At 62.7% G+C, this 22522-nt stretch carries 16 protein-coding genes, 4 tRNA genes and 1 pseudogene; 7 read left to right on the top strand and 14 right to left on the bottom strand.

From position 1 onward, the window contains the following. Positions 1–141 precede the first annotated feature (141 nt). The 6 genes and pseudogenes from C2U30_RS17110 to plsY all read right to left on the bottom strand — a co-directional run. Positions 142–1187, bottom strand: a pseudogene (locus C2U30_RS17110) (IS3 family transposase); the annotation flags it as partial. Between the two features lie 98 nt (positions 1188–1285). Further along, a tRNA-Asn gene (locus C2U30_RS17105) sits at positions 1286–1361 on the bottom strand. An 8-nt stretch (positions 1362–1369) separates the two neighbouring features. Then, positions 1370–1445 (bottom strand) — tRNA-Phe (locus C2U30_RS17100). Positions 1446–1448: 3 nt separating this feature from the next. Beyond that, positions 1449–1524: transfer RNA gene (locus tag C2U30_RS17095), tRNA-Thr, on the bottom strand. A 52-nt stretch (positions 1525–1576) separates the two neighbouring features. Next, positions 1577–1652: transfer RNA gene (locus C2U30_RS17090), tRNA-Phe, on the bottom strand. A 47-nt stretch (positions 1653–1699) separates the two neighbouring features. After that, positions 1700–2362 (bottom strand): glycerol-3-phosphate 1-O-acyltransferase PlsY, encoded by a 663-nt coding sequence (gene plsY / locus C2U30_RS17085; protein WP_029314836.1) that lies wholly within the window; start codon positions 2360–2362, stop codon positions 1700–1702. Between the two features lie 171 nt (positions 2363–2533). Here plsY and folB point away from each other — a divergent pair, with 171 nt between their 5' ends. The 3 genes from folB (at position 2534) to C2U30_RS17070 (ending at position 4014) form a co-directional block, all read left to right on the top strand. Then, complete coding sequence (folB, locus tag C2U30_RS17080) at positions 2534–2905, top strand: dihydroneopterin aldolase (protein ID WP_010675798.1); 372 nt, start codon at positions 2534–2536, stop codon at positions 2903–2905. Then, positions 2905–3414 (top strand): 2-amino-4-hydroxy-6-hydroxymethyldihydropteridine diphosphokinase, encoded by a 510-nt coding sequence (folK, locus tag C2U30_RS17075; protein ID WP_043154130.1) that lies wholly within the window; start codon positions 2905–2907, stop codon positions 3412–3414. Before folB ends, folK begins: the two co-directional genes overlap by 1 nt. A 117-nt stretch (positions 3415–3531) precedes the next feature. Continuing rightward, the gene (locus C2U30_RS17070) at positions 3532–4014 is read left to right on the top strand and encodes a YbaK/EbsC family protein (RefSeq protein ID WP_043154128.1); all 483 of its coding nucleotides are present in this window, start codon (positions 3532–3534) and stop codon (positions 4012–4014) included. Positions 4015–4023: 9 nt separating this feature from the next. On the opposite strand, the gene mdtD is transcribed toward C2U30_RS17070, so the two are convergent. The 4 genes from mdtD to C2U30_RS17050 all read right to left on the bottom strand — a co-directional run bounded on the left by mdtD (position 4024) and on the right by C2U30_RS17050 (position 8812). Further along, positions 4024–5412, bottom strand: a complete 1389-nt coding sequence (gene mdtD / locus C2U30_RS17065) for a multidrug transporter subunit MdtD (protein ID WP_010675801.1) — start codon at positions 5410–5412, stop codon at positions 4024–4026. Positions 5413–5473: 61 nt separating this feature from the next. Further along, positions 5474–6601, bottom strand: a complete 1128-nt coding sequence (locus tag C2U30_RS17060; RefSeq protein ID WP_029314837.1) for a CobW family GTP-binding protein — start codon at positions 6599–6601, stop codon at positions 5474–5476. A gap of 71 nt (positions 6602–6672) precedes the next feature. Further along, the gene (locus tag C2U30_RS17055; protein ID WP_103244166.1) at positions 6673–8079 is read right to left on the bottom strand and encodes a D-arabinono-1,4-lactone oxidase; all 1407 of its coding nucleotides are present in this window, start codon (positions 8077–8079) and stop codon (positions 6673–6675) included. 115 nt (positions 8080–8194) lie between these two features. Further along, positions 8195–8812: a LysE family transporter gene (locus C2U30_RS17050; protein WP_103244165.1), complete on the bottom strand. Its 618-nt coding sequence runs from the start codon at positions 8810–8812 to the stop codon at positions 8195–8197. Between the two features lie 76 nt (positions 8813–8888). Here C2U30_RS17050 and C2U30_RS17045 point away from each other — a divergent pair, with 76 nt between their 5' ends. Further along, a complete protein-coding gene (locus tag C2U30_RS17045) occupies positions 8889–9806 on the top strand; it encodes a LysR family transcriptional regulator (protein WP_103244164.1) in 918 nt (305 codons plus the stop codon). On the opposite strand, the gene C2U30_RS17040 is transcribed toward C2U30_RS17045, so the two are convergent. From C2U30_RS17040 to C2U30_RS17030, 3 genes are all read right to left on the bottom strand, one after another. Then, entirely contained in the window at positions 9803–11374 is a 1572-nt protein-coding gene (locus tag C2U30_RS17040) for an EAL domain-containing protein (protein ID WP_041213989.1), read from the bottom strand. The two genes, C2U30_RS17045 and C2U30_RS17040, sit on opposite strands and share 4 nt — an antisense overlap. A gap of 231 nt (positions 11375–11605) precedes the next feature. Further along, on the bottom strand, positions 11606–14203 hold the full coding sequence (gene acnB, locus C2U30_RS17035; RefSeq protein WP_103244163.1) for a bifunctional aconitate hydratase 2/2-methylisocitrate dehydratase: 2598 nt from the start codon (positions 14201–14203) through the stop codon (positions 11606–11608). A gap of 229 nt (positions 14204–14432) precedes the next feature. Then, positions 14433–16736 carry a patatin-like phospholipase family protein gene (locus C2U30_RS17030; protein ID WP_103244162.1) on the bottom strand — a complete coding sequence of 768 codons (2304 nt, stop codon included), beginning with the start codon at positions 16734–16736 and terminating at the stop codon, positions 14433–14435. Positions 16737–17009: 273 nt separating this feature from the next. Here C2U30_RS17030 and C2U30_RS17025 point away from each other — a divergent pair, with 273 nt between their 5' ends. The 3 genes from C2U30_RS17025 (at position 17010) to C2U30_RS17015 (ending at position 21015) form a co-directional block, all read left to right on the top strand. Further along, positions 17010–18920, top strand: coding sequence for a methyl-accepting chemotaxis protein (locus C2U30_RS17025; protein ID WP_069785556.1), 1911 nt, complete (start codon positions 17010–17012; stop codon positions 18918–18920). A 122-nt stretch (positions 18921–19042) separates the two neighbouring features. Next, entirely contained in the window at positions 19043–20689 is a 1647-nt protein-coding gene (locus C2U30_RS17020) for a methyl-accepting chemotaxis protein (RefSeq protein ID WP_103244161.1), read from the top strand. 143 nt (positions 20690–20832) lie between these two features. Beyond that, positions 20833–21015, top strand: a complete 183-nt coding sequence (locus C2U30_RS17015) for a hypothetical protein (RefSeq protein ID WP_017779057.1) — start codon at positions 20833–20835, stop codon at positions 21013–21015. Positions 21016–21088: 73 nt separating this feature from the next. On the opposite strand, the gene lpdA is transcribed toward C2U30_RS17015, so the two are convergent. After that, positions 21089–22516, bottom strand: coding sequence for a dihydrolipoyl dehydrogenase (gene lpdA, locus C2U30_RS17010; RefSeq protein ID WP_010675812.1), 1428 nt, complete (start codon positions 22514–22516; stop codon positions 21089–21091). Positions 22517–22522: the final 6 nt, after the last annotated feature.

Here is a 22522-nt window from a genome sequence, read left to right as displayed (position 1 = left end):
TTAACTTCTGGCACTCAGAACCCGATGTACCGCATCGGGGATTCTGCATTGCGAGGCCTAATGCGATCATTCTAGGTTATAACTACCCACCACCTTATGCACCATCTTCCTCGTCTACACTAGGCCCTACGGGCTTTGCTACAGCAACTCTCCTTTCAGTATCCCGTTCACCCGCTCTGCCAGCGCATTCTGATAACAGTCATACCCATCAGTCATCGAGTACTGTACTCCGTACCGTTCATACAGCGTCTGATTCAAGCCTGAGCAATACTGCACCCTGCCGTCCGAGTGATGGATAAACTCCCCGCTGCCACACCGTTGCTTCAGTGCTCTCTTGAGCGCCATCACCACCAACTCAGCATGCATCCCTTCGTGCGTGTGATGCCCCGCTATCTTACGCGAGCAGGTATCCGTCACCAGGCTCAGGTAGAGTGGCCCGCTCTTTGCTGGCAGGTAAGTGATGTCGGCAACCGAGACCTGCCCTGGCGCCACCGCAGTGATTTTCACCGGGCCGGGTTTGAGCAAGTTGGGATGGCGATAGAAACGCTGAAAACTGTGGAGCGTCTTGTGATAGGCCCGTTTGGGCTGCACCAACAGACGGTGCTCGGCCAATATCCTAAACAGTCTGTCCCACCAGACCGTCAGCCCAGCATCGTCTTGGCCCTGCAGCAGATAATGCTACTTGTGGATGCCCACCCGTAGTGAACTTTGCGCACAAAGCTCACCACCTGCTGCCCTTGTGCATGACGCAAGTCGGCGACCCGATTGCGATTGTAGTCAGCCTAACGGTTTATTCCGAGGAACCAGCAAGCACTGAAGATGGTCAGCTTTTCGACATACCGCTGCGAGAGAGCTTACCAGGTCGTTTTTTACGATTGAGGCGCTTTCAAAGAACTGAGCCTCCAGGCTCATCAGCGCCAGCTACTCGAGCTCCTTGATACGCTGTTCAGACATTTGGTTGTCGGGATCAGGCATGATGTGATCCTGCCAGCTCTAATCGATGCTCCCTGGCTCCAACCCTGCAGACCATGCTTATGCAACCATACCAGAATGGTCGAATTGCCCTGAATGCCATATTGGAATTGTGTCTACTGGTAGGTGAGTTCACCTTTTTCAATCTGCTCGACCAGGGACAATTTAAACCTCAGTGAGTAATCGCGCTGTGTGCGTTTCACACCTTGTCCCATCGAGATCTCCATCTATTCGGGGAAGAAGGTATAAGCCATATTCAGGACGGGGACAATGGGAAAAGAAAAAGCCCAGCATTGCTGCTGGGCTTTTTAATTGGCTCCTCCTGCTGGGCTCGAACCAGCGACCTGCGGATTAACAGTCCGTCGCTCTACCGACTGAGCTAAGGAGGAATTATTCGTGGTGCCCAGAGACGGAATCGAACCGCCGACACGGGGATTTTCAATCCCCTGCTCTACCGACTGAGCTATCTGGGCAAATGGTGCCGGCTACCGGAATCGAACTGGTGACCTACTGATTACAAGTCAGTTGCTCTACCTACTGAGCTAAGCCGGCACACTTCAAACCATTGTGCATGAACACGTTTTTATTTCATGGCACCAAAATATGGTGCCCAGAGACGGAATCGAACCGCCGACACGGGGATTTTCAATCCCCTGCTCTACCGACTGAGCTATCTGGGCGTGGGCGCTATTAAACGGATTTTAGGGCAGGTGGTCAACGGGAAATTTCACTTTTCGTCTCGTTCGTCTCTTTTTTGCGCAGCATCATCCATTTTCATCACTTCTGCTGGCGGGACCGCTCCCCGGCGCCCCCAGAGGCGGGACTCCTCCCCCTTGAGCAGGCGGGTAATGTTCTCGTGATGACGGATCAGGATGAGACAGGAGAGCAGGGAGACCGGCAACGTGTATTCCGGTTTGAGCAGATAGGTAAATAGCGGGGTCAGCAACACGGTCACGATGGACGCCAGTGACGAATAGCCGCTCACCAGCAGCACCAGCAGCCAGGTGGTGATGACGGCGCCCCCCATGGCAAAGCCGATGGGAAGCATGGTACCGAGGGCGGTGGCGACGCCCTTGCCGCCACGGAAGTGGAAGAAGAGGGGGTACATGTGGCCCAGACAGGCGGCCACCCCGATAAAGCCGAGGTAGACGGGCTTGATCTGCAGATACCAGGCGAGGTAGACGGGGGCCATCCCCTTGAGCACGTCGAGAAGCAGTACGATCAGCGCCGCCATCCGGCCGCCGAGGCGCAACACATTGGTCGCCCCCGGGTTGTGGGAACCATGGTCACGGGGATCCGGCAGACCCGTGATGCGGGAAACCAGCACGGCACTGGACAGCGAGCCGCCCAGATAGGCCAGAATAATCATCAAAATCGTCAGGGCCGTCATCTTGGTCGTTTTTACCACGATATGAATGGGGTATGATGCGGGCCACATTCCCAGGCCCGGGCTTGCCCGAAAGCGTGTCGCCCAAACCGGCCGCCAGCGGCAATCTGCTTGCCGGGCCTGCATCCCTGCGCTGTTTTCACAGCCCATCAAGAGTAAAGAAGAAGTACTGTCATGGACAAGGTGTTTATTCGCGGACTCGAGGTTTTGACCACCATAGGGGTATATGAGTGGGAGAAAGGCATTCGCCAGAAGCTCTGTTTCGACCTCGAGATGGGGTTTGACAACCGCCCAGCCGCCGCAACCGACGATATCAATCTGGCGCTGGATTACGCCACCCTCTCTCGCAAGATCTGTGATCACGCCCAGGGCAAGATAGTGGAGCTGGTCGAGACCATGGCCGAGCAGGTCGCCGCCCTGGTGCTGGAAGACGAGCGGGTACAGTGGGTCAAGGTGACCCTGACCAAACCGGGTGCCGTGCCCAATGCGGCAGGCGTCGGGGTCGAGATCCTGCGCCATCGCACGCCGGCTGCGAGCGCCAACTGATGACCCGCATCTATATCAGTCTGGGATCCAACATCGATCGGGAACGCCATATCCGCGCCGGCCTCGATGCCCTGCACGCCGAATTCGGCGAGTTGCAGGTCTCCCGGGTATTCGAGAGCGAGGCAGTGGGCTTCAACGGCCGCCCCTTCTACAACCTGGTGGTGGGTGCCGATACCGAGCTGCCCCTGGCGACCCTGTGCCGGCGGCTGCGCGCCATGGAGTTCGCTCACGGCCGCGAGCCGGATGCCAAGAAGTTCGCCCCGCGCACCCTGGATCTCGATCTGCTGCTCTACGGCGAGCTGGTCTGCGAGACACCACTGGTGCTGCCGCGCGGCGAGATCCTCACCAACGCCTTCGTGCTCTGGCCGCTGGCGGAGCTGGCTCCCACATTCCGCCATCCCATCGATGGTCGCACCATCGGTGAGCTGTGGGCAGGTTACGACAAAGCCTCCCAGCGCCTTGACCCCATTCCCTTCCACTGGAAAGCGGGCGAATTGCAGCATCACTGAACGACAAGGGCACCCTCGGGTGCCCTTGTTGATGACTCCGCTGATGACGGATAAGAAACGGTGATTGGGCCTGCGCCGGTGCAAGTGGCAGGATGACCGCCATCACAGGAGAACCCCATGCCACTCGATGCCATCCACGACTTCAACCGTCAGTTGCTCACCGACCTGCCCTACCAGCGCTTCGAGCACGAACCCATCCTCGATTACGCCACCGACGAGCAGGTCAAGGCTCGCCTCGGCTGGCAGGCCGAGTTCAGCAAGACCCTTTTCCTCAAATTCAAGGATGGTCGCTTCGCCCTGCTGCTGACCCACAGGGACGGCCGGCTCGACAGCAAGGCGGTCAAGGCGGCGCTCGGTGCCAAACCCTCCATCTGCACCGCCGACGAGATGCAGACCGAGATTGGCTGCCTGCCGGGAGCCGTCTGCCCCTTCCTGCCCCGCGCCGACATCCCCCTGCTGGTGGATCCCGTGCTCATGAATCACCACGCCTTTACCTGGACGCCGGGCCACCCCGAGCAGACTTTCCTGCTGGAGACCACCCACCTGGCCGGACTGCTGGCCCGATTGCCCTGCGACGTGAGCTACCTGCCCGCCCCCTGAGCCTGGGACTCAGCGCTTTTCCCGCGCCAGCTGGGCGAAGATCAGCGCCGCCAGCATGGACATCAGGCCGATGCACAGATAGGTGAGGTGGAACCCCTCCAGCCAGCGGCCACTCTCCTCGGGCTGGCCGATGGAGAAGAGTCCCAGCAGGCTGGCGGCGATGGCCACCCCCAGGCTCATGGAGAGCTGCATCACCACCGACAGCAGACCGTTGCCGCTGCTGGCGTGCTCGCTGCTGAGATCCTGCAGGGTCAGGGTGTTCATGGCGGAAAATTGCAGGGAGTTGATGGCGCCAAAGACCGCCAGCCACACCAGCAGTACGCCGTGGGGCACCTGGTTGTCGATGAAATAGAAGCTCGCGATCATGGCCCCGAGCGCCAGGGTGTTGCCGATCAGGATGCGGCGATAACCGATGCGCGGAATGAGCTTGTTCACCAGCGTCTTGGTCAGCATGGCGCCGATCACCGTGGGGATCATGGTCATCCCCGCCTTGCTCGGGGAGAAGCCGAGCCCCAGTTGCAGGAAGAGCGGGGTGAGAAACGGCATGGCGCCGCTGCCGAGGCGGGCAAACAGATTGCCCCAGATACCGATAGCGAAGGTGGACGTCTTGAACAGCGCCAGACTGAACAGGGGCTGCTCCGCCGTGGCGGCATAGAGCCAGTAGCTCGCCATGGCGGCCAGACCGAACAATACCGCAAACAGGGCCCAGCCGGTTGAGATGCTGTGCTCCCCCAGGCCTTGCAGACCGACGGATACCAGCACCATGCCGACACTGAACAGCACAAACCCCTGCCAGTCAAACCTGGCGGTGTGCTGGCGAAGGTCGGGCATGAAGTGCCAGCTCGCCACGAAGCCGAGCAGGCCCACCGGCAGGTTGATGAGGAAGACCCAGTGCCAGCTCGCCACCTCCACCAGCCAGCCCCCCAGGGCCGGGCCGATGAGGGGGCCGAGCAGACCGGGGATGGTGACGAACGACATCACCCTCAGCAGCTCATGCTTGCTGTAGACCCGCAGCACCGCCAGACGCCCGATGGGCATCAGCAAGGCCCCACCGACCCCTTGCAACACCCGGGCGATCACCAGCATGGGCAGGGTGTTGGCGATGGCACAGGCCAGGGAACCCAGGGTAAACAGCAGGATGGCGACCAGATAGACCCGGCGGGTGCCGAATCTGTCCGCCAGCCAGCCGGAGGCGGGAATGAGCAGGGCCACCGTCAGCATGTAGGCGATGATGACGGACTGCATCTGCAGCGGACTCTCGCCCAGGGCCTCGGCCATGCTGGGCAGGGCGGTGTTGAGAATGGTGCCATCCAGTGTCTGCATGAAAAAACCGACCGCCGTCAGCCAGGGCAGCCATTTGCGCTGGGCGGGCGTCACCATCGGGGAGCTGTCAGGCATGGTTCTGTCTCTCCTCATCACATAAGAAAAGACCCGCACGAGCGCGGGTCATATCAGCATATCAGGCATCCGGCTGGCCGAGCATGGCCTTGAGGTGCTCTTCCAGGCTGGGTTCGGGGGCCTTGAGGGTCGAGAGGAACAACTGCTCTATGCCTACCCTGTCCTGGCTCTTCACGATGAACACCAGCCGGGACTGGGCCTTGCCTTCGGGCCACTCCCCCAGCGCCTGCAACGGATAGAGCTGGCCGTGCACGCCGTGGATCACCACTGGCTGGCTCTCCCCTTCCAGTTGCAATATCCCCTTGAGGCGCAGCAGGGCATCGCCGTATTGCGCCTGCACCGCATCGATGGCGGCCAGCAGGCGGGAAGGTTTGAGCGGCTCGCCGATGCGCAGGGAGAAACTTTCGATATTGCCGTGCTCGAAGCGGGTGGGCGCGGCCGTCCCCACCTTGGCGGCAAACGGCGTCATCTTCGGCTGCATGGGCGAAGCCAGCCCCTGTTTCGGGGATTCGGTACGCAGCCAGGCCAGCAACTGGCGCACGTCGCGCCCCGCTGCCTCGTTGTAGGCGCCGAGTTTCTCCAGCACCGCAGGTGAGAGCACCCCATTGCTGACCCGCTGGATGGGGGCTGCCGGATTGAGGGCCGCCAGTTGGGCTTCCACCCGAGCAAGGGTCTCTTCATCCACCAGATCGCCCTTGCTCACCACCAGCAGATCCGCCAGCGCCACCTGTTTGACCGCCTCATATTGAGCGGCCAGCTGCTGCTCGATATGACCGGCATCCACCACGGTGACGGTGCCGTCGAAGCGGTAGCGCTGGGCGATAAAGCCCTCTTCCCTCAACGTGAACAGCACGGGGGCCGGATCGGCCAGACCCGTGGTTTCGATGATCAGCCGTTTGAAGGGTTTGATTTTGCGCTGGATGGCCTTCATGAAAAGCCCCTGCAGCGCCTCCACCAGGGAGCCCTGCACCGAGCAGCAGATGCAGCCGGAATCGAGCAGCACCACCTGCTCGTCCACCTGCTGTACCAGATGGTGATCCAGCCCCACGGAGCCGAACTCGTTGATGAGCACGGCGCACTCCCCGAGCTCGGGCTGCTTGACCCAGTGATTGAGCAGGGTGGTCTTGCCGCTGCCGAGAAAACCGGTCAGCAGGGTCACGGGGATGCGGGTGTCTTGCATGTCTGTCATCGGGTTGCCCCCCCTCTGATCGGCAGGAGGATGAGTAAGCGAGTGTCTTGCATATCGGTCATGTCAGATCCTTACCGGTTGGCGAACAGGTCGCCGAGCCAGCGGTTTTCGAAACGGCCATGGGGGTCAAGCTCCCGCTTCAGGGCCAGGAAGTCGTGCCAGCGCGGCAACAAGGCAGGGAAGTCGTAGAGGTCCATCGCCAGGTGCTTGCCGAAATGGGGAATGCCGCCGAGCGGCACCAGCAGTTGCTGCAACTCGCGCATCTGCTCCATGGAGCCCCCGACGAAGGTCCCGTCCGCCGCCAGATAGACCAGAAAACCTATCCAGCACACCGACTTGTCATGGGCGGCACTGAGCCAGGCCACGGAGGGACCGGTGCAGCGCAGGATGAAGGGGTAGTGCAGCACGCCGGGGTTCGCCTCCTGCCATGCCTGCAGGATTTCAAGGGCCTCCCCCATGCGTTCGAGGGGCACGGCCACCTCGCAGTTGATCTGGGGCGCCGGGATCCCCTTGCAGAGGATCTGGTAGACGTTGCCCACCAGATCCGAGGCGTCCTTGAAGCGGCGCACCGTCTCGAAGTGCTCGCCTGCCCTGGCCTCGTCCTTGGTGTCTCTGGCCATCTTCTGCAGGGTCGCGTCTATGGTGGCATTGAGCGCCAGGTTCATGCGCTCGTCCATGTCTCCCTCCAGCACCAGCGGCTCGCTGCCCCCGGCCCGGTAGCGGGCCACCTCGTCATCGGAGGCGGGATCCACCAGCCAGATGTGGCTCTCGCCGGTCCAGGCGAACCACCAGCTCTTCACGAAGGCGTGCTCCCGGTTGAGGCGCTCGTTGCGTTCCAGCAGGAAGGGGTAGTCGGTGGTGAACTTGGTGCAGCGCATGATGCGGTTGGGCACGGTGTTGAGGGTCACATCCAGCAGGATGCCGAGCATCCCCATGCCCATCACGAAGGCGCCGAAGCGCGGATCGGTGCGATCCACACGGATGATGTCGCCGCTCGCCAGCATCACGGTCAGGGCAGCCACCGCATCGCACAGGGCGGACTGGTGCAATCCCTGCCCATGGGTGCCGGTGCTGAGCGCACCGCCCAGGGTCTGGATGCCGATGACGCCGGGGGATGCCGGCAGCATGCGATCCATGGCGATGAGGTCGGCATAGACGGTATCAAGCGGCGTCCCCGCCAGGTAGGTCACCGTATCGGCAGTCTTGTCCAGCTGGCCGCGCAGGTGGTGCAGGTCCACCAGCAGCGCCTGGCTGCCTTCCGCGTAGACGCTGTGGATGGGTTCGAAAGAGAGGCCGGAGCCGATGAGCCGCAGCTTGCGCTCGGGGTATTCCCGCAGCAATTGCTGCAGCTCGTCACGGGTCGTCGGGCGCCACACCTGATCAAGGGCGCCGAGGGGGTTGGTTCTGGACCAGTTGAACAGCACCTCCCGATTGCCAATCGCCTTGATGCTGTGAAATGCCTGGAACCTGACCGTCATACTGCGCCTCATCTGACTTCAAAATGAGCGCCAATTCTACCGAAAAGTGGCTGCCAAGGCATGAAAAACAAGACCCTACAGTCGGGGGTGGATAGGGGGAGCGCCCCTCCCCGCCTCAGCGCGTCTGCTGGGTCAATGCCAGCAACATGCCGAATCCCACCAGCAGCCCCCCGAACACCCGATCGATCCAGTGGCGTACCGCCAGCAGTCGGTCCCGCACCGCAGGGGTGGAGAAGAAGAGCGCCACCGCACCAAACCAGAGGGCGTGCGCCAGCGCGATGAAGGCGCCATAGCCGATCTGGACCGCCAGCGGCGTCTGCGGCTGCACCACCTGCATGAAGAGGCTGACGATGAAGATGGTCGTCTTGGGATTGAGTACATTGGTCAGAAATCCGGTGCGCAGCGCACCCAGACTGGAGAGGGCAGGCTGACAGATGCTCTCTTCATCGGCAGCCGGTTTGGCCCGCAGCATCTTGATGCCGAGGAAGATGAGATAGGCGGCCCCTGCCAGCTTGATGAGGTTGAACAGCCAGAGGGATTGCTGGATCAGCAGGCCCACCCCCAGCAGGGTGTAGGTCACGTGCACGCAGACCCCGGCCGCGATGCCGATCGCCGTCAACACGCCGGTGCGGCGCGAGAGCAGCAGGCTGTTGCGCGACACCATGGCAAAGTCGGGCCCGGGGCTGATGACGGCAAAGAGAGTAATGGCGACAACGGCTAACAGTTCGGTCATGAAAAGAGTCCTGATTAGAGGGGATATCGGCTATTTTATTTGCCAATAACACCAATAACGAACGATGATTTCTGACATGAATGGTGAAAAAAAATCACAAAAAGCCCTCTCGCTTCCCTCCCTCACCGCCCTGCGCTGTTTCGAGGTGGCTGCCCGCACCGAGCATTTCGGCCGCGCCGCCGACGAACTGCATCTCACCCATGGCGCCATCAGCCGGGCGGTGCGCCTGCTCGAGGAGGATCTGGGGGTCATGCTGTTCGAGCGGCGCCAGCGCCGGGTCTTTCTGACCGACGCGGGTGAACGGTTCTATCAGGCGGTCAGGGAGGGGCTGGGCAGCATCCGCCAGACGGCGCAGGCCCTGCGCCAGCAGAGCACTCCCCAGTCGCTGGTGCTCTCCTGCGAACCCACCCTCCTGATGCGCTGGCTGATCCCGCGCTGGCCCGCCTTCCAGGCCCTGCACCCGGAGCTGGACGTACACCTGATGGCGGGCGGCGGCGCCCTCAGCTTTGGCAGCGGCATCGATCTCGCCATCCGGCGCAACGACTTTCACTGGCCTGCCGAGCTCTACAACCAGTTGCTGTTCGAGGAGCGGACCGGCCCTGTCTGCCCGCCGGGCAAGGTAGCGCACTTTTTTGAACCCAGGGGGGATGTGCAGGCCCTCAGGCCAACTGCCCCCCGTCTGCACACCAAGACCCGTCCGGGCGCCTGGTTGGAGTGGCAGCAGCACGCAGGCATGTCCGCCGACGAGGAGGTGCCGGGTCAGACCTTCGAGCACTTCTATTTCAGCCTGCAGGCGGCAGTCGCCGGGCTGGGAGTCGCCATCGGCCCCTACCGCCAGGTGTGCGACGATATCGAGGCCGGTCTGCTGGTGGCACCGCTCGGCTTCGTCCCCGACGGCACCGGCTATCACCTGCTCGCCCCCGCCCCTCCCGAACCCGGCAGCCCCCACGACATCCTGGTGAACTGGCTGCACAGCCTGGTGGGCGCGGCCTAGCCCTGGGCGGTGCGCCCGGCGGCGACCTGTATCTCTCCCGCCGTCAGCTCCCGGCAGAACTGGCGTATCGGCATGGGGCGGGCAAACAGGTATCCCTGCAGATACTGGACCCCCTTGCCTCTCAGATAGGCGGCCTGCTGCTCCGTCTCCACCCCTTCGGCCACCAGGGACAACCCCAGCCGTCCCCCGAGGTCGATGACGTTGTCCACGATGTGCTCGGAGAGGGACTCCGTCCCGATACGGCCGATGAAGGAGCGGTCGATCTTGAGATAGTCCACGTGGAATTGCTGCAGATAGATGAGGCTGGAGTGGCCGGTGCCAAAGTCATCGATGGCGAGCTGCACCCCCATCTCGTCGAGCTGGCGAAACAGGGAGAGGGTCTGCGGGCTGGTCACCAGCAGCTCCCGCTCCGTGAGCTCCAGCACCAGCACCACCCGTCCCGGAACGAAATGGCCGAGGAAGTCGCGGCACTCCGCCACCAGGGAGAGGTCCCGGCAGTGGATGGCACTGATGTTGAAGCTGATGTGAAATGCCTCGGGCAGCTGCTCCTGTACCGGGTGGAGTGTCTTGGCCACCGTCTTCATCAGGTTGACCGTCATGGGCACGATCAGGCCAGACTCTTCCGCCTGGGGGATGAAGAGATCGGGGCGGATCAGCCCCTCGGTGGCATGTTGCCAGCGCATCAGTACCTCGGCTCCCACCATCTTGCCGCCCTTGCTGGCGATCAGCGGTTGCAGATAGGGGACAAATTCCCTGGCTCGCAGCCCGCGCCTCAGCTCGTCCGTCAGGGCCCCCGGCCGCCCAAGCAGCCACCACACCAGCAGTGAGAGCACCAGCGAACTGGCTCCCAGCCAGATCAGCTGCAGATGGCGAGCCTCCCACAGGGCACGCCAGTAGATCGGCATGGCATAACCGGCGTGGATGGTGAAGGGGTAACGCTGGGAGGCGAGTATCAGGGCAAACTTGCTGTGCAGTTTCGGCGGATCGCTTTGGAAGTGGCCGGACTCATCGAGCCAGGCGGACCCCACCTGCAAGAACAGCTCGCTGGGATCGCTGCTCAGGGTGAGCATGAAACTGAGCTGGCTGCTGTCAATGGCGCTCAGTGCCGCATCACGCCCCCGCTCCTGACGCACCACCAGCAAGGGGTGATTCTTGCGCACCAGGTTGCCGCTCATCAGCAGCAACTTGCGATCCGTGTAGCGGGATCCGTCATCCACTTCCCTGGCTGGCCCGAACAGCGAGGTGCAGTTGATGATCCCCTGTCGCACCAGATTGATGGAGCGCAGGAACGGCTCCAGCGCCACCCGCTTGCGCAGCAGCAACAGGTTGTCGCTGCAAGGTCGACCGGCCAGCGGCAATACCTCGAGGTTGGCCCGCTCGGCCTGATCCAGCATGCGCTCCAGCAAGGTTCTGGCCTTGCTGGCTGACGCGCTGGCATCGTTCTTCAGCTCCTGCTCGTAGCTGTCGTGCACCATCCACCCTCCCACCACCAGGGGCAGGGCCAACACCAGCAGGGCACAACCAAGGCGCCACTTCATGCGGGCCAGATCAATCCGGAACAGAAACATAGCAACCACGCCGCAATGCGCGGGCCCGCTTCGCAGGTACCGCGGTATAAAAGTGCCCACCAGGAAACGGTGGGGCCATCATGGCCAGACAACGAAAGCGCAACGCGCGTACCAGGCAAATCGACGACGCCGTTGCTGGGCATGGCGGGTCATTATCGCGCAGCCCCCTGAAATGGAAAATGCCGCGTCGAGACGCGGCATTGTTATTTTCAGTGGTCAGACCGGCGAGTCTCAGACCGCTTGCTGCAGGATCACCGCATCGGCCTTCTTGGTGTAGGAGGCGATCTCGTTGAAGTTCAGGTAGCGGTAGGTGTCGGCCGCAGTGGCGTCCAGGGTCTTGGCGTACTGCAGATACTCTTCCACGGTCGGGATCTTGCCGATGATGGCGGCAACCGCAGCCAGCTCGGCAGAAGCCAGATAGACGTTGGCACCCTTGCCCAGACGGTTCGGGAAGTTGCGGGTGGAGGTGGAAACCACGGAGGCTCCTTCCGCCACGCGCGCCTGGTTGCCCATGCAGAGGGAGCAGCCAGGGATTTCGATGCGGGCACCGACGCGACCAAAGATGCCGTAGTAGCCCTCTTCGGTCAGCTGATCCTTGTCCATCTTGGTGGGCGGCGCGATCCACATGCGGGTCGGCAGCTCGCCCTGGTACTTCTCGAGCAGTTTGCCAGCGGCGCGGAAGTGGCCGATGTTGGTCATGCAGGAACCGATGAACACCTCGTCAATCTTGTCACCCGCCACGTCGCTCAGCAGACGGGCGTCGTCCGGATCATTCGGCGCACACAGGATCGGCTCCTTGATGGTGGCCAGATCTATCTCGATGATTTCGGCGTACTCGGCATCCTTGTCCGCTTCCATCAGCACCGGGTTGGCCAGCCACTCTTCCATCCCCTTGATGCGGCGGGTGATGGTGCGCACGTCGCCGTAGCCTTCGGACAGCATCCACTTCAGCATCACGATGTTGGACTTCAGATACTCGATGATCGGCTCTTTATCCAGCTTGATGGTGCAACCGGCGGCGGAACGCTCGGCGCTGGCGTCCGCCAGCTCGAACGCCTGCTCCACCTTGAGGGTCGGCAGACCTTCGATCTCGAGGATGCGGCCGGAGAAGATGTTCTTCTTGCCCGCTTTCTCGACGGTCAGCAGCCCTTTCTGGATGGCGGCGTAGGGGATGGCATGGACCAGGTCACGCAAGGTGATACCCGGCTGCAGCTCGCCCTTGAAGCGCACCAGCACGGATTCCGGCATGTCCAGCGGCATCACGCCGGTGGCGGCGGCGAAGGCCACCAGACCGGAGCCCGCCGGGAAGGAGATACCGATGGGGAAACGGGTATGGGAGTCACCACCGGTACCCACGGTATCCGGCAGCAGCATGCGGTTCAGCCAGGAGTGGATGACGCCGTCACCCGGACGCAAGCTCACACCGCCGCGGTTCATGATGAAGTCCGGCAGAGTGTGGTGGGTCTGCACGTCGATGGGCTTCGGATAAGCGGCGGTGTGGCAGAAGGACTGCATGGTCAGATCGGCGGAGAAGCCGAGGCAGGCCAGATCTTTCAGCTCGTCGCGGGTCATGGGGCCCGTGGTGTCCTGGGAGCCGACCGTGGTCATCTTGGGCTCGCAGTAGGTGCCGGGGCGAATGCCCTTCACGCCACATGCCTTGCCCACCATCTTCTGGGCCAGGGTGAAGCCCTTGCCGGTGTCGGCGACAGGCTGAGGACGACGGAACACGGTGGAGAACGGCAGACCCAGCGCTTCGCGGGCCTTGTCGGTCAGGCCGCGGCCGATGATCAGCGGAATACGGCCACCGGCGCGCACTTCATCGATCAGCACCTCGGTCTTCAGTTCGAACCGGGCCAGCACATCGTCGGTACCGTGGCGGGTGATCTTGCCCTCATAGGGGAAGATGTCGATCACATCGCCCATCTCCAGTTTGGAGACGTCCACTTCGATGGGCAGGGCGCCGGCATCTTCCATGGTGTTGAAGAAGATGGGGGCAATCTTGCCACCGAGGCAGACGCCGCCGGCACGCTTGTTCGGCACGAACGGAATGTCGTCGCCCATGAACCAGAGCACGGAGTTGGTGGCGGATTTACGGGAAGAGCCGGTACCGACCACGTCACCCACGTAAGCCAGCGGGAAGCCCTGCTCTTTCAGCGAATCAATGGTCTTGATGGGACCGATGACGCCATCCTTGTCCGGGGTGATGCCGGGACGGGCGTTCTTCAGCATCGCCAGGGCGTGCAGCGGAATGTCCGGGCGGGACCAGGCGTCCGGCGCCGGCGACAGATCATCGGTGTTGGTTTCGCCGGTCACCTTGAAGACTGTGACGGTGATCTTCTCGGCCAGGGCCGGGCGGTTCAGGAACCACTCGGCGTCAGCCCAGGATTGCAGCACCTGCTTGGCGTGGGCATTGCCCGCCTTGGCCTTCTCTTCCACGTCGTGGAAGGAATCAAACATCAGCAGGGTGTGGGAGAGGCCCTTGGCGGCAAGAGGAGCCAGGGTCGCATCGTCCAGCAGGTCGATCAGCGGCTGAATGTTGTAACCACCCTGCATGGTACCGAGCAGCTCGACGGCTTCGGCGGCAGTCAGGATGGGGGAATGGGCCTCGCCCTTGGCGACGGCGGTGAGGAAGCCGGCTTTCACATAGGCCGCTTCATCAACACCCGGGGGAATGCGGGAGGACAACAGTTCTTTCAGAAAGTCCTGTTCGCCGGCGGGCGGATTCTTGATCAGCTCAACCAGGGCGGCGACCTGCTCTGCGTCCAGAGGTTTGGCAACCACGCCTTCGGCGGCACGTTCTGCGACGTGTTTACGGTATGTTTCAAGCACGACTAATTCCTCTTTGGTCTTTTTTTTGGGGTTCGCCCAAGCTCGCGGCGATCGTCCTTGCGGGACACCCGTAGGGTGCCCCCCACTATATAAGTTTTAACGACTAATTAAAATCCAAACCCTGTGCAGTTATTCATCAAACCAGCATAACCATATAAACCTATTAGGTTTTTTTAGAGTGACAAGCCACCCACCCAAGGTGAGTTAACAAAAAGGCAGCATTTCGCCCTTATTGGAACGTAGTGCCCAATTGCAGATAGAACATGTCGTGTCCCCCCTCAGCCACGCCATAGCCGAGGAAGATGGGACCGAGGAAACTCTCCACCCCCATATAGAGGGAACCCGAGGTATAGGAGGATTCGATGCTGATGTCCTCTCCCTTGTCCCAGACCCCCCCTTGCTCGAGGGAGCCCCCGAGGAACAGGGGCGCCTTGAAGGCACCGAAGTCGTTGTCCGCCACCCGGTAGATGTAGCGCAATCCGCCAAACAGGCTGTAGCGACCGCTCAACTGGTAATGCTGGAAGCCGGACATGCGGAACAGCCCGCCCAGATCCTGCACGAACAGTGGTACCGTCTCCTGGGAGCTTGAGCCGCCCCCTTCCAGCATCAGGTTGAGGCTGTGCCTGTCCCAGGACCAGGGCTTGATCATCACCAGCCGGTAATTCACCCCCTCGGCCTGCTCGGAGGGCGCGTCCGCGGGGTCGAGATCGACGTAGGAGTAGCCCCCCTTGATGTCCCAGTAGACCCCCTGATAGGGGAAGTAGCGGCTGTCGAGGGTGTCGTGCTCGAAGCGGATGTAGGGTCCCCAGGCGGAGGCATCGGCATCCGCGTTGGTAAGGTTCTGGATCTCCACGCTGCCGATCTTGCCCTCCAGCCCAAGGGAGAAGCGACTCCAGGGCTGGCGATTCCAGCCGACGGCAAGATCCACGCTGGTGAAGCTGTATTCGGAGTCCAGATAGCTGACCCCGGACGACGACCTGCTCTCTTCCGGGAAGAAGACCCGTCGCTGGGTCTTGTCGTAGGCCAGGCTCGTCTCGCCGAAGTAGGTCTGGGAGGGCTCCAGCGGGGTGTAGAAGTCGGTCTTGAGGTGCTTGGCGGTCCCGAGGGACGCCTCGGTCAGCCACTCGCCTCCCCAGTCGTTGACGTTGGTCAGGGTGTAGGACATGCCGACGTTGTAGTTGGAGCTGCTCTCGAAGTCATCGGAGAAGCCGAGCTGGAAGTTGAGATAACCCGGCCCCCAGTTCTTCTCGCTGGCGTCCACCACCAGCACGTTCTCCCCGTCCCGCTCCTCCACCTCGTAGGTGATGCGATCGAACGACTCCAGGGCGTAGAGGCGACGGATCCCCGCCTCCAGGCTCTCGTAGGTCTGCACCTTGTCCGGACGCACGTTCAGCATGGCCCGCACCGTGTCGTCGGAGAGGCGCGACTTGTTGATGATCTCCACCTTGTCGATGTAGTAGGCGGGCTGGCCGCTGCGCTCGGCGCGCCGGCTCAGCTTGCCGTTGCGATAGTCGGCGTAGGCGGCGGGCGAGAGAGAGAGTGCATCGAGCCGGGCCGCTGCACTGTTGGCGACCGCCTCCCCGATCTTGATCCCCTCCGGCATCAGGGCGAAGTCGGCGATCCCCATATTGCCGAACTCGGGGGTCAGCAGGATGTCCCTGGGGCCCAGCAGCGCCTTCTGCTTTTCGGTCCCCACCTGGGTCATGTAGGTGGTGAGCTGATCGATCATGGCCAATCCCGACTTGAGGGACTCCCGGGTACGCAGCTTGGCGCTGATGTCCACCGCGATCACCACGTCGGCCCCCATGGCCTTGGCCACGTCCACCGGCATGTTGTTGACCGTGCCACCGTCGGCCAGGATGCGGCCGTCCCAGTCCACCGGCTTGAGGGCACCGGGAATGGACATGGAGGCCTGCATCGCCTTGGCGAGGCTGCCGTGATCCAGCACGAAGGGGGTCACCGTCTCCATGTCGGTCGCCACCGCGCGATAGGGGATAGGCAGGTTGTCGAAGCTCTTTTGCGCCGGCAGGTTGGAGGTGGCGTGGCGCAGCAGGCTGGCCATGGACTGTCCCTGGAAGAAGCCGTCCGGCAGCTGGGTCTGGTCACCGTTGACCCCGATGTCGGTGCGCAGCTGGTACTTCTCGGTCTGCTGCTTCTTGCGCAGGGAGAGCTCGTCGCGCCCCACCTTGTCCTGATAGCCCTTGTTCCAGTCGATGGCCAGCGTCGTGCGCTCCACCTCCTCGGCGCTGAGCCCCATGGCATACATGCCCGCCACATAGGAGCCCATGCTGGTCCCGACGATGATGTCCACCGGGATGTGCTTTGCCTCCAGCACCTTGAGCACCCCGATATGGGCCGACCCCTTGGCCCCGCCGCCGCTCAGTACCAGGGCGATCTTCGGACGATCCATCTTGGTTGCCCCCGGGTTTCTGGCCGAAGGCGCGGGATCATAGGCTCCGGCCGCCGCCATGAACGGCAGGGTCGCCAGCAGGAGCACGAGCAGGTGGGTCCATCCCCGATGAAAGATGCGCATATGAGAGTCCATAAATCCGGTGCGAGTCGAGCGGGCAGGCCGCCAGTCAGGTGCAGCCTACTATAAGTGCAAGCACTTTAACCGCAAGCCGGGGTGCTGGCGAGGGGTCGCCCCGCTTGCGACGATGTCTCGGCAAAATCGGGCGCCAATCCAGTCCAATCCGGGTGTGAGCGCAAACGTTAATCGACAATAAACGCCCCCGCCGCCTCAAGAGCGCGCCAAATCAGCCGCTATTATGAGTTCAACCCTGGTTCACACTTCCGAGTCACCCTTATGTTCGCAAGCCTGACACTGAAACAGAAAATTCTGGCCACCGTCATCCTCGCCGTGGCCCTCTCCTGCCTGCTGGTGGGCTATTTCAGCCAGCGTTCTGCCCAGCAGCTGATCGAGAACCGCATGTTCGAGCAGGAGCTGCCCAACCTGACCCAGCGCATCGGCAAGGAGATCGAAAAGGATCTCACCTCGGTCGCCAATGCCGCCAGACAGCTTGCCAACGACCGCTTCGTGCTGGATTGGGTCGAGCGCGGCATGCCCAAGGAGCAGGAGTCCATCCTCATCAACCAGCTCAAGGACATGACGAGCCAGTATGGCCTGGTCACCGCCTCCTTTGCCGATCGCCAGAGTGCCGCCTACTACAATCAGGACGGTTTTCTGCGCATCCTGAACCACGAGCAGGACAACTGGTTCTATGACTACACCAAGAGCCGTCAGGATCTGATGCTCAGCATCTTTCGGGAGAGCAATGGCGAGGTAAAACTGTTCGTCAACTTCCAGCAGCTCGACGGACGCGGCCTCGCCGGCCTCGCCAAATCCCTCGACAGCATGGTCAGCATGCTCGCCAACTTCCGCATCGGCGACAGCGGCTTCGTCTTCATGACAGACGGCAGCGGCAAGGTGAAGCTGCACCCCGACGCCGCCCGCATCGATCGGGACAACCTGACCCAGCTGGCCAGCGGCAGCAGCACCAACCTGCTCAACAAGCAGCCCTTTGCCGCCACCCGTGCCGAGGTCGACGGCCAGCCCGTGATCCTGGCCAGCAGCTACATCCCCCTGCTCGACTGGTATCTGGTGGCCCAGGTGCCGGAGGCCGAGATTTATGCCGAACTGGACAGAGCACGCCTGCACATGGTGCTGGTCAGCCTGGCCATCGCCGTCGGCATGGGGCTGCTCGGCGTCCTCCTGGCGGGCTCCGTGAGCCGCCCCCTCAACGAACTGGCCCGCCTGTTCCGCGAACTCGGCAGCGGTGATGGCGACCTCACCCATCGCCTCAAGGTCGATGGCCGTGACGAACTGGCCCAGGTGGCGACCGGCTTCAACAACTTTGTCGCCAAGATCCACGGCTCCATCGAACAGGTGGCGAGCAACTCCCGCCAGCTCGCCGCCACCGCCAACGAGGTGGCAGCCAAAGCCCAGCTCACCCAGCACAACTGCACCGCCCAGCGGGATCGCACCGTCCAGGTCGCTACCGCCATCCACGAGATGGGGGCCACCGTCACCGAGATCGCCGGCAATGCGTCTCTCGCCGCCGACGTCGCCAAGCAGGCCAACGAGCAGGCCGATGCGGGGGCCCAGGTCGTCGCCCAGGCCCGTCACGGCATCGTCGGCCTCTCCGGTGAAATCGAACAGGTCGCCGGGGTCATCGAGTCCCTGGCGAGCCAGACCGACTCCATCGGCAGCATCCTCGACACCATCCGCAGCATCTCGGAGCAGACCAACCTGCTGGCCCTCAACGCCGCCATCGAGGCCGCCCGCGCCGGCGAGCAGGGCCGTGGCTTCGCCGTGGTGGCCGACGAGGTGCGCAACCTCGCCAGCCGCTCCGCCGCCTCCACCGCCGAGATCCAGGGCATGATCAACAGCCTCCAGGAGCAGAGCGCCCGCGCCGTCAGCGCCATGGCCCAGGGCCGCAACCAGAGCCTGCGGGTGGTGACCCAGGCCGACGAGGCCAACGGCGCCCTCGACCAGATCACCGGGCACATCACCCAGATCAGCGACATGAACATCCAGGTCGCCACCGCCACCGAAGAGCAGTCCAGCGTGGTCGGGGAGATCAACCGCAACGTGGAGGACATCAACCAGCTCACCATGGAGACCGCTGATATCGCCCACCAGTTGACCGAGTCCAGCCGCAGCCTGCAACAGCTCTCCGGCGAGCTCGACAAGCTGGTCGGCAACTTCCGGTTATAAGATGAAAGGGCGCTGCGGCGCCCTTTTTTCACCGGGTCGACAGGGAATACCGACCCCCATGACGGCGAACCGTCATGACAAGCCGCTACAGTAGCGACACAGCAACACACCAAGGAGTCAACATGCTGGCAGGCAACCTCACCATCAAAACCCAACTGATCCTGGCCGTCACCGTGCCCTGTCTCGCCCTGCTGCTGGTTGGCGCCGCCAGTCTGCGCAGCATGGACAACATCAGGCAGCAGGCCGAAGAGCTGTTCCAGAATACCGCCACCCCCATGCGGGCCATGGCGGAAGTGGCCTCCCGCATCCCGCGCATGCGCGTCGGCATCGACATGATGCTGCTGCAGGACACCTCCCTGCGCGACGAAAAGGGGGTGCTGACCCGGGTCAAGGAGACCCGCGAGGAAGACATTCCCGAGATGCGCCAGGCCATGGAGCAGGCCGTCAAGGCCCAGGTCGATCCCGACGCCCGGGCCAGGGCCCAGACCCTGCTCGATCAATTCACCCGGGTGGAGCGGGAGGAGCTGACCCCCATGTTGCAGGCGCTCTCTGACAACAAGATGGACGAGGCACGCGCCATCTACCGGGATCGCTACAGCCAGAGCTACGGGGTCATGCGCAAGGGCGCCAATGAGCTGCTCGACGGGTTGATAGATCAGGCCCAGCATCGCAACGACCTGAGCGAAAACAGCTATGACAGCGGTCGTACCCAGATGATCGCCATCATCGTCATCGCCATCGCCATCTCGCTGCTCGTCTCGACCCTCATCCTCATCGGGCTGCGCCGCCGGGTCTCTTTCCTGCAATCCCATATTGGCGAAGTGGCCCGCCACCTCGCCCTCGACAGCCGCGCCAGTCTCACCGGCAAGGACGAGCTGGCCGAGATTGCCCACAGCTTCAACCAGTTCGTGACCCGGATCCACGGGGCCATCGTGCAGGTGGCGAGCAACTCCCGCCAGGTGGCCGCCACCGCCAGCGAGGTGGCCGCCAAGGCCCAGCTCACCCAGCACAACTGCACCGCCCAGCGGGATCGCACCGTCCAGGTCGCCACCGCCATCCACGAGATGGGGGCCACCGTCACCGAGATCGCCGGCAATGCATCCCTGGCAGCCGACGTCGCCAAGCAGGCCAACGAGCAGGCCGATGCGGGGGCCCAGGTCGTCGCCCAGGCCCGTCACGGCATCGTCGGCCTCTCCGGTGAAATCGAACAGGTCGCCGGGGTCATCGAGTCCCTGGCGAGCCAGACCGACTCCATCGGCAGCATCCTCGACACCATCCGCAGCATCTCGGAGCAGACCAACCTGCTGGCCCTCAACGCCGCCATCGAGGCCGCCCGCGCCGGCGAGCAGGGCCGTGGCTTCGCCGTGGTGGCCGACGAGGTGCGCAACCTCGCCAGCCGCTCCGCCGCCTCCACCGCCGAGATCCAGGGCATGATCAACAGCCTCCAGGAGCAGAGCGCCCGCGCCGTCAGCGCCATGGCCCAGGGCCGCAACCAGAGCCTGCGGGTGGTGACCCAGGCCGACGAGGCCAACGGCGCCCTCGACCAGATCACCGGGCACATCACCCAGATCAGCGACATGAACATCCAGGTCGCCACCGCCACCGAAGAGCAGTCGAGCGTGGTGGGCGAACTCAACCGCAACGTGGAGGACATCAACCAGCTCACCATGGAGACCGCCGATATCGCCCATCACCTGACCGAGTCGAGCCGCAACCTGCAGCACCTCTCCGGCGAGCTCGACAAGCTGGTCGGCAACTTCCGCCTCTGAGCGTCCGGCACCTCTTCCTGACCCACACCAGGGCGCTTCGGCGCCCTTCTTCATGACCACGGCAAGCTGTGACGTACGGGGGATACACCGTCTCCCACCGCCCTGCCACATGCCTCATAATCAGGAAAACGCGAGGAGGTATGATGGGCAAGCTGGTCGTGATGATAGTGCTGGGGGGGCTGCTCAGTGCCTGCAGCAGCGGGCCCGTGCGGGTGCACGGGGCCGATGTGAGCGTGGACGATACCCGGATCCGGGTCAGCGACGGGGATCGCGGAGGCTACGGTACCTTCTGCCCACCGGGACAGGCCAAGAAGGGGCGCTGCTGACCGCAGGGTGCCGAAAGACAGACAACAAAAAGCCGCTCCATGGAGCGGCTTTTCTTATGAAACGGGCAGAAGATTATTTTTTCTTCTTGGCCTTGGCGTTCGGCAGGTCGGTGATGGAGCCTTCGAACACTTCGGCAGCCAGACCCACGGACTCGTGCAGAGTCGGGTGAGCATGGATGGTCAGCGCGATGTCTTCGGCGTCGGCACCCATCTCGATGGCCAGACCGATTTCGCCCAGCAGTTCACCGCCGTTGGTGCCCACGATGGCACCACCGATGACGCGGCCGCTCTCCTTGTCGAAGATCAGCTTGGTCATGCCGTCGGAGCAGTCGGACGCGATGGCGCGACCGGAAGCAGCCCACGGGAAGGTGGCGACTTCGAAGTTCAGACCCTGTTGCTTGGCTTCCTTCTCGGTCAGACCCACCCAGGCCATCTCAGGCTCGGTATAGGCGATGGACGGGATCACTTTCGGGTCGAAGTAGTGCTTCTTGCCGGCGATGACTTCGGCCGCCACGTGGCCTTCGTGTACACCCTTGTGGGCCAGCATGGGCTGACCGACGATGTCGCCGATGGCGTGGATGTGGGCCACGTTGGTACGCAGCTGCTTGTCGACTTCGATGAAACCGCGCTCGTTGACGGCAACACCGGCCTTCTCGGCATCCAGCATCTTGCCGTTCGGCACACGGCCTACGGCAACCAGCACGTTGTCGTAGCGAACCGGCTCGGCCGGGGCGTGCTTGCCTTCGTAGGAGACGTACAGGCCGTCTTCACGGGCTTCAACGGCGGTGACCTTGGTCTCCAGCATGATGTTGAATTTCTTGGCCACGCGCTTGGTGTAGATCTTGACGATGTCTTTGTCGGCAGCCGGTACCAGCTGGTCGGCAAATTCCACCACGTCGATCTCGGAACCCAGGGAGGAGTACACGGTACCCATCTCCAGACCGATGATGCCGCCACCGATGACCAGCAGCTTGCCAGGAACGGTCGTCAGTTCCAGCGCATCGGTAGAGTCCCATACGCGGGGGTCGTCATGGGGGATGAACGGCAGCTTCACCGGACGGGAACCGGCGGCGATGATGGCGTTGTCGAAGGTGACGGTGGTCTTGCCGTCGGCGCCTTCCACTTCCAGCGTGTTCGGACCGGTGAACTTGCCGAAGCCGTTCACGACCTGGACTTTACGCATCTTGGCCATGCCAGCCAGACCGCCGGTCAGCTGGTTGATGACCTTCTCTTTCCACAGACGCACCTTGTCGATGTCGGTCTGCGGGGCACCGAAGACGATGCCGTGCTCGGCCAGCGCCTTGGCTTCTTCAATGACTTTGGCGACGTGCAGCAGTGCCTTGGACGGGATGCAACCCACGTTCAGGCAGACGCCACCCAGGGTGGAGTAACGCTCGACGATAATGGTATCCAGACCCAAGTCAGCCGCACGGAAGGCAGCGGAATAACCGGCAGGGCCAGCACCCAGTACTACGACCTGGGTTTTGATTTCTTTACTCATCATGAC

It is taken from the genome of Aeromonas sp. ASNIH5 (genome assembly GCF_002902865.1).
GTDB classification, from domain to species: domain Bacteria; phylum Pseudomonadota; class Gammaproteobacteria; order Enterobacterales; family Aeromonadaceae; genus Aeromonas; species Aeromonas caviae.
This window is presented reverse-complemented; position numbering and strand designations above follow the sequence as displayed.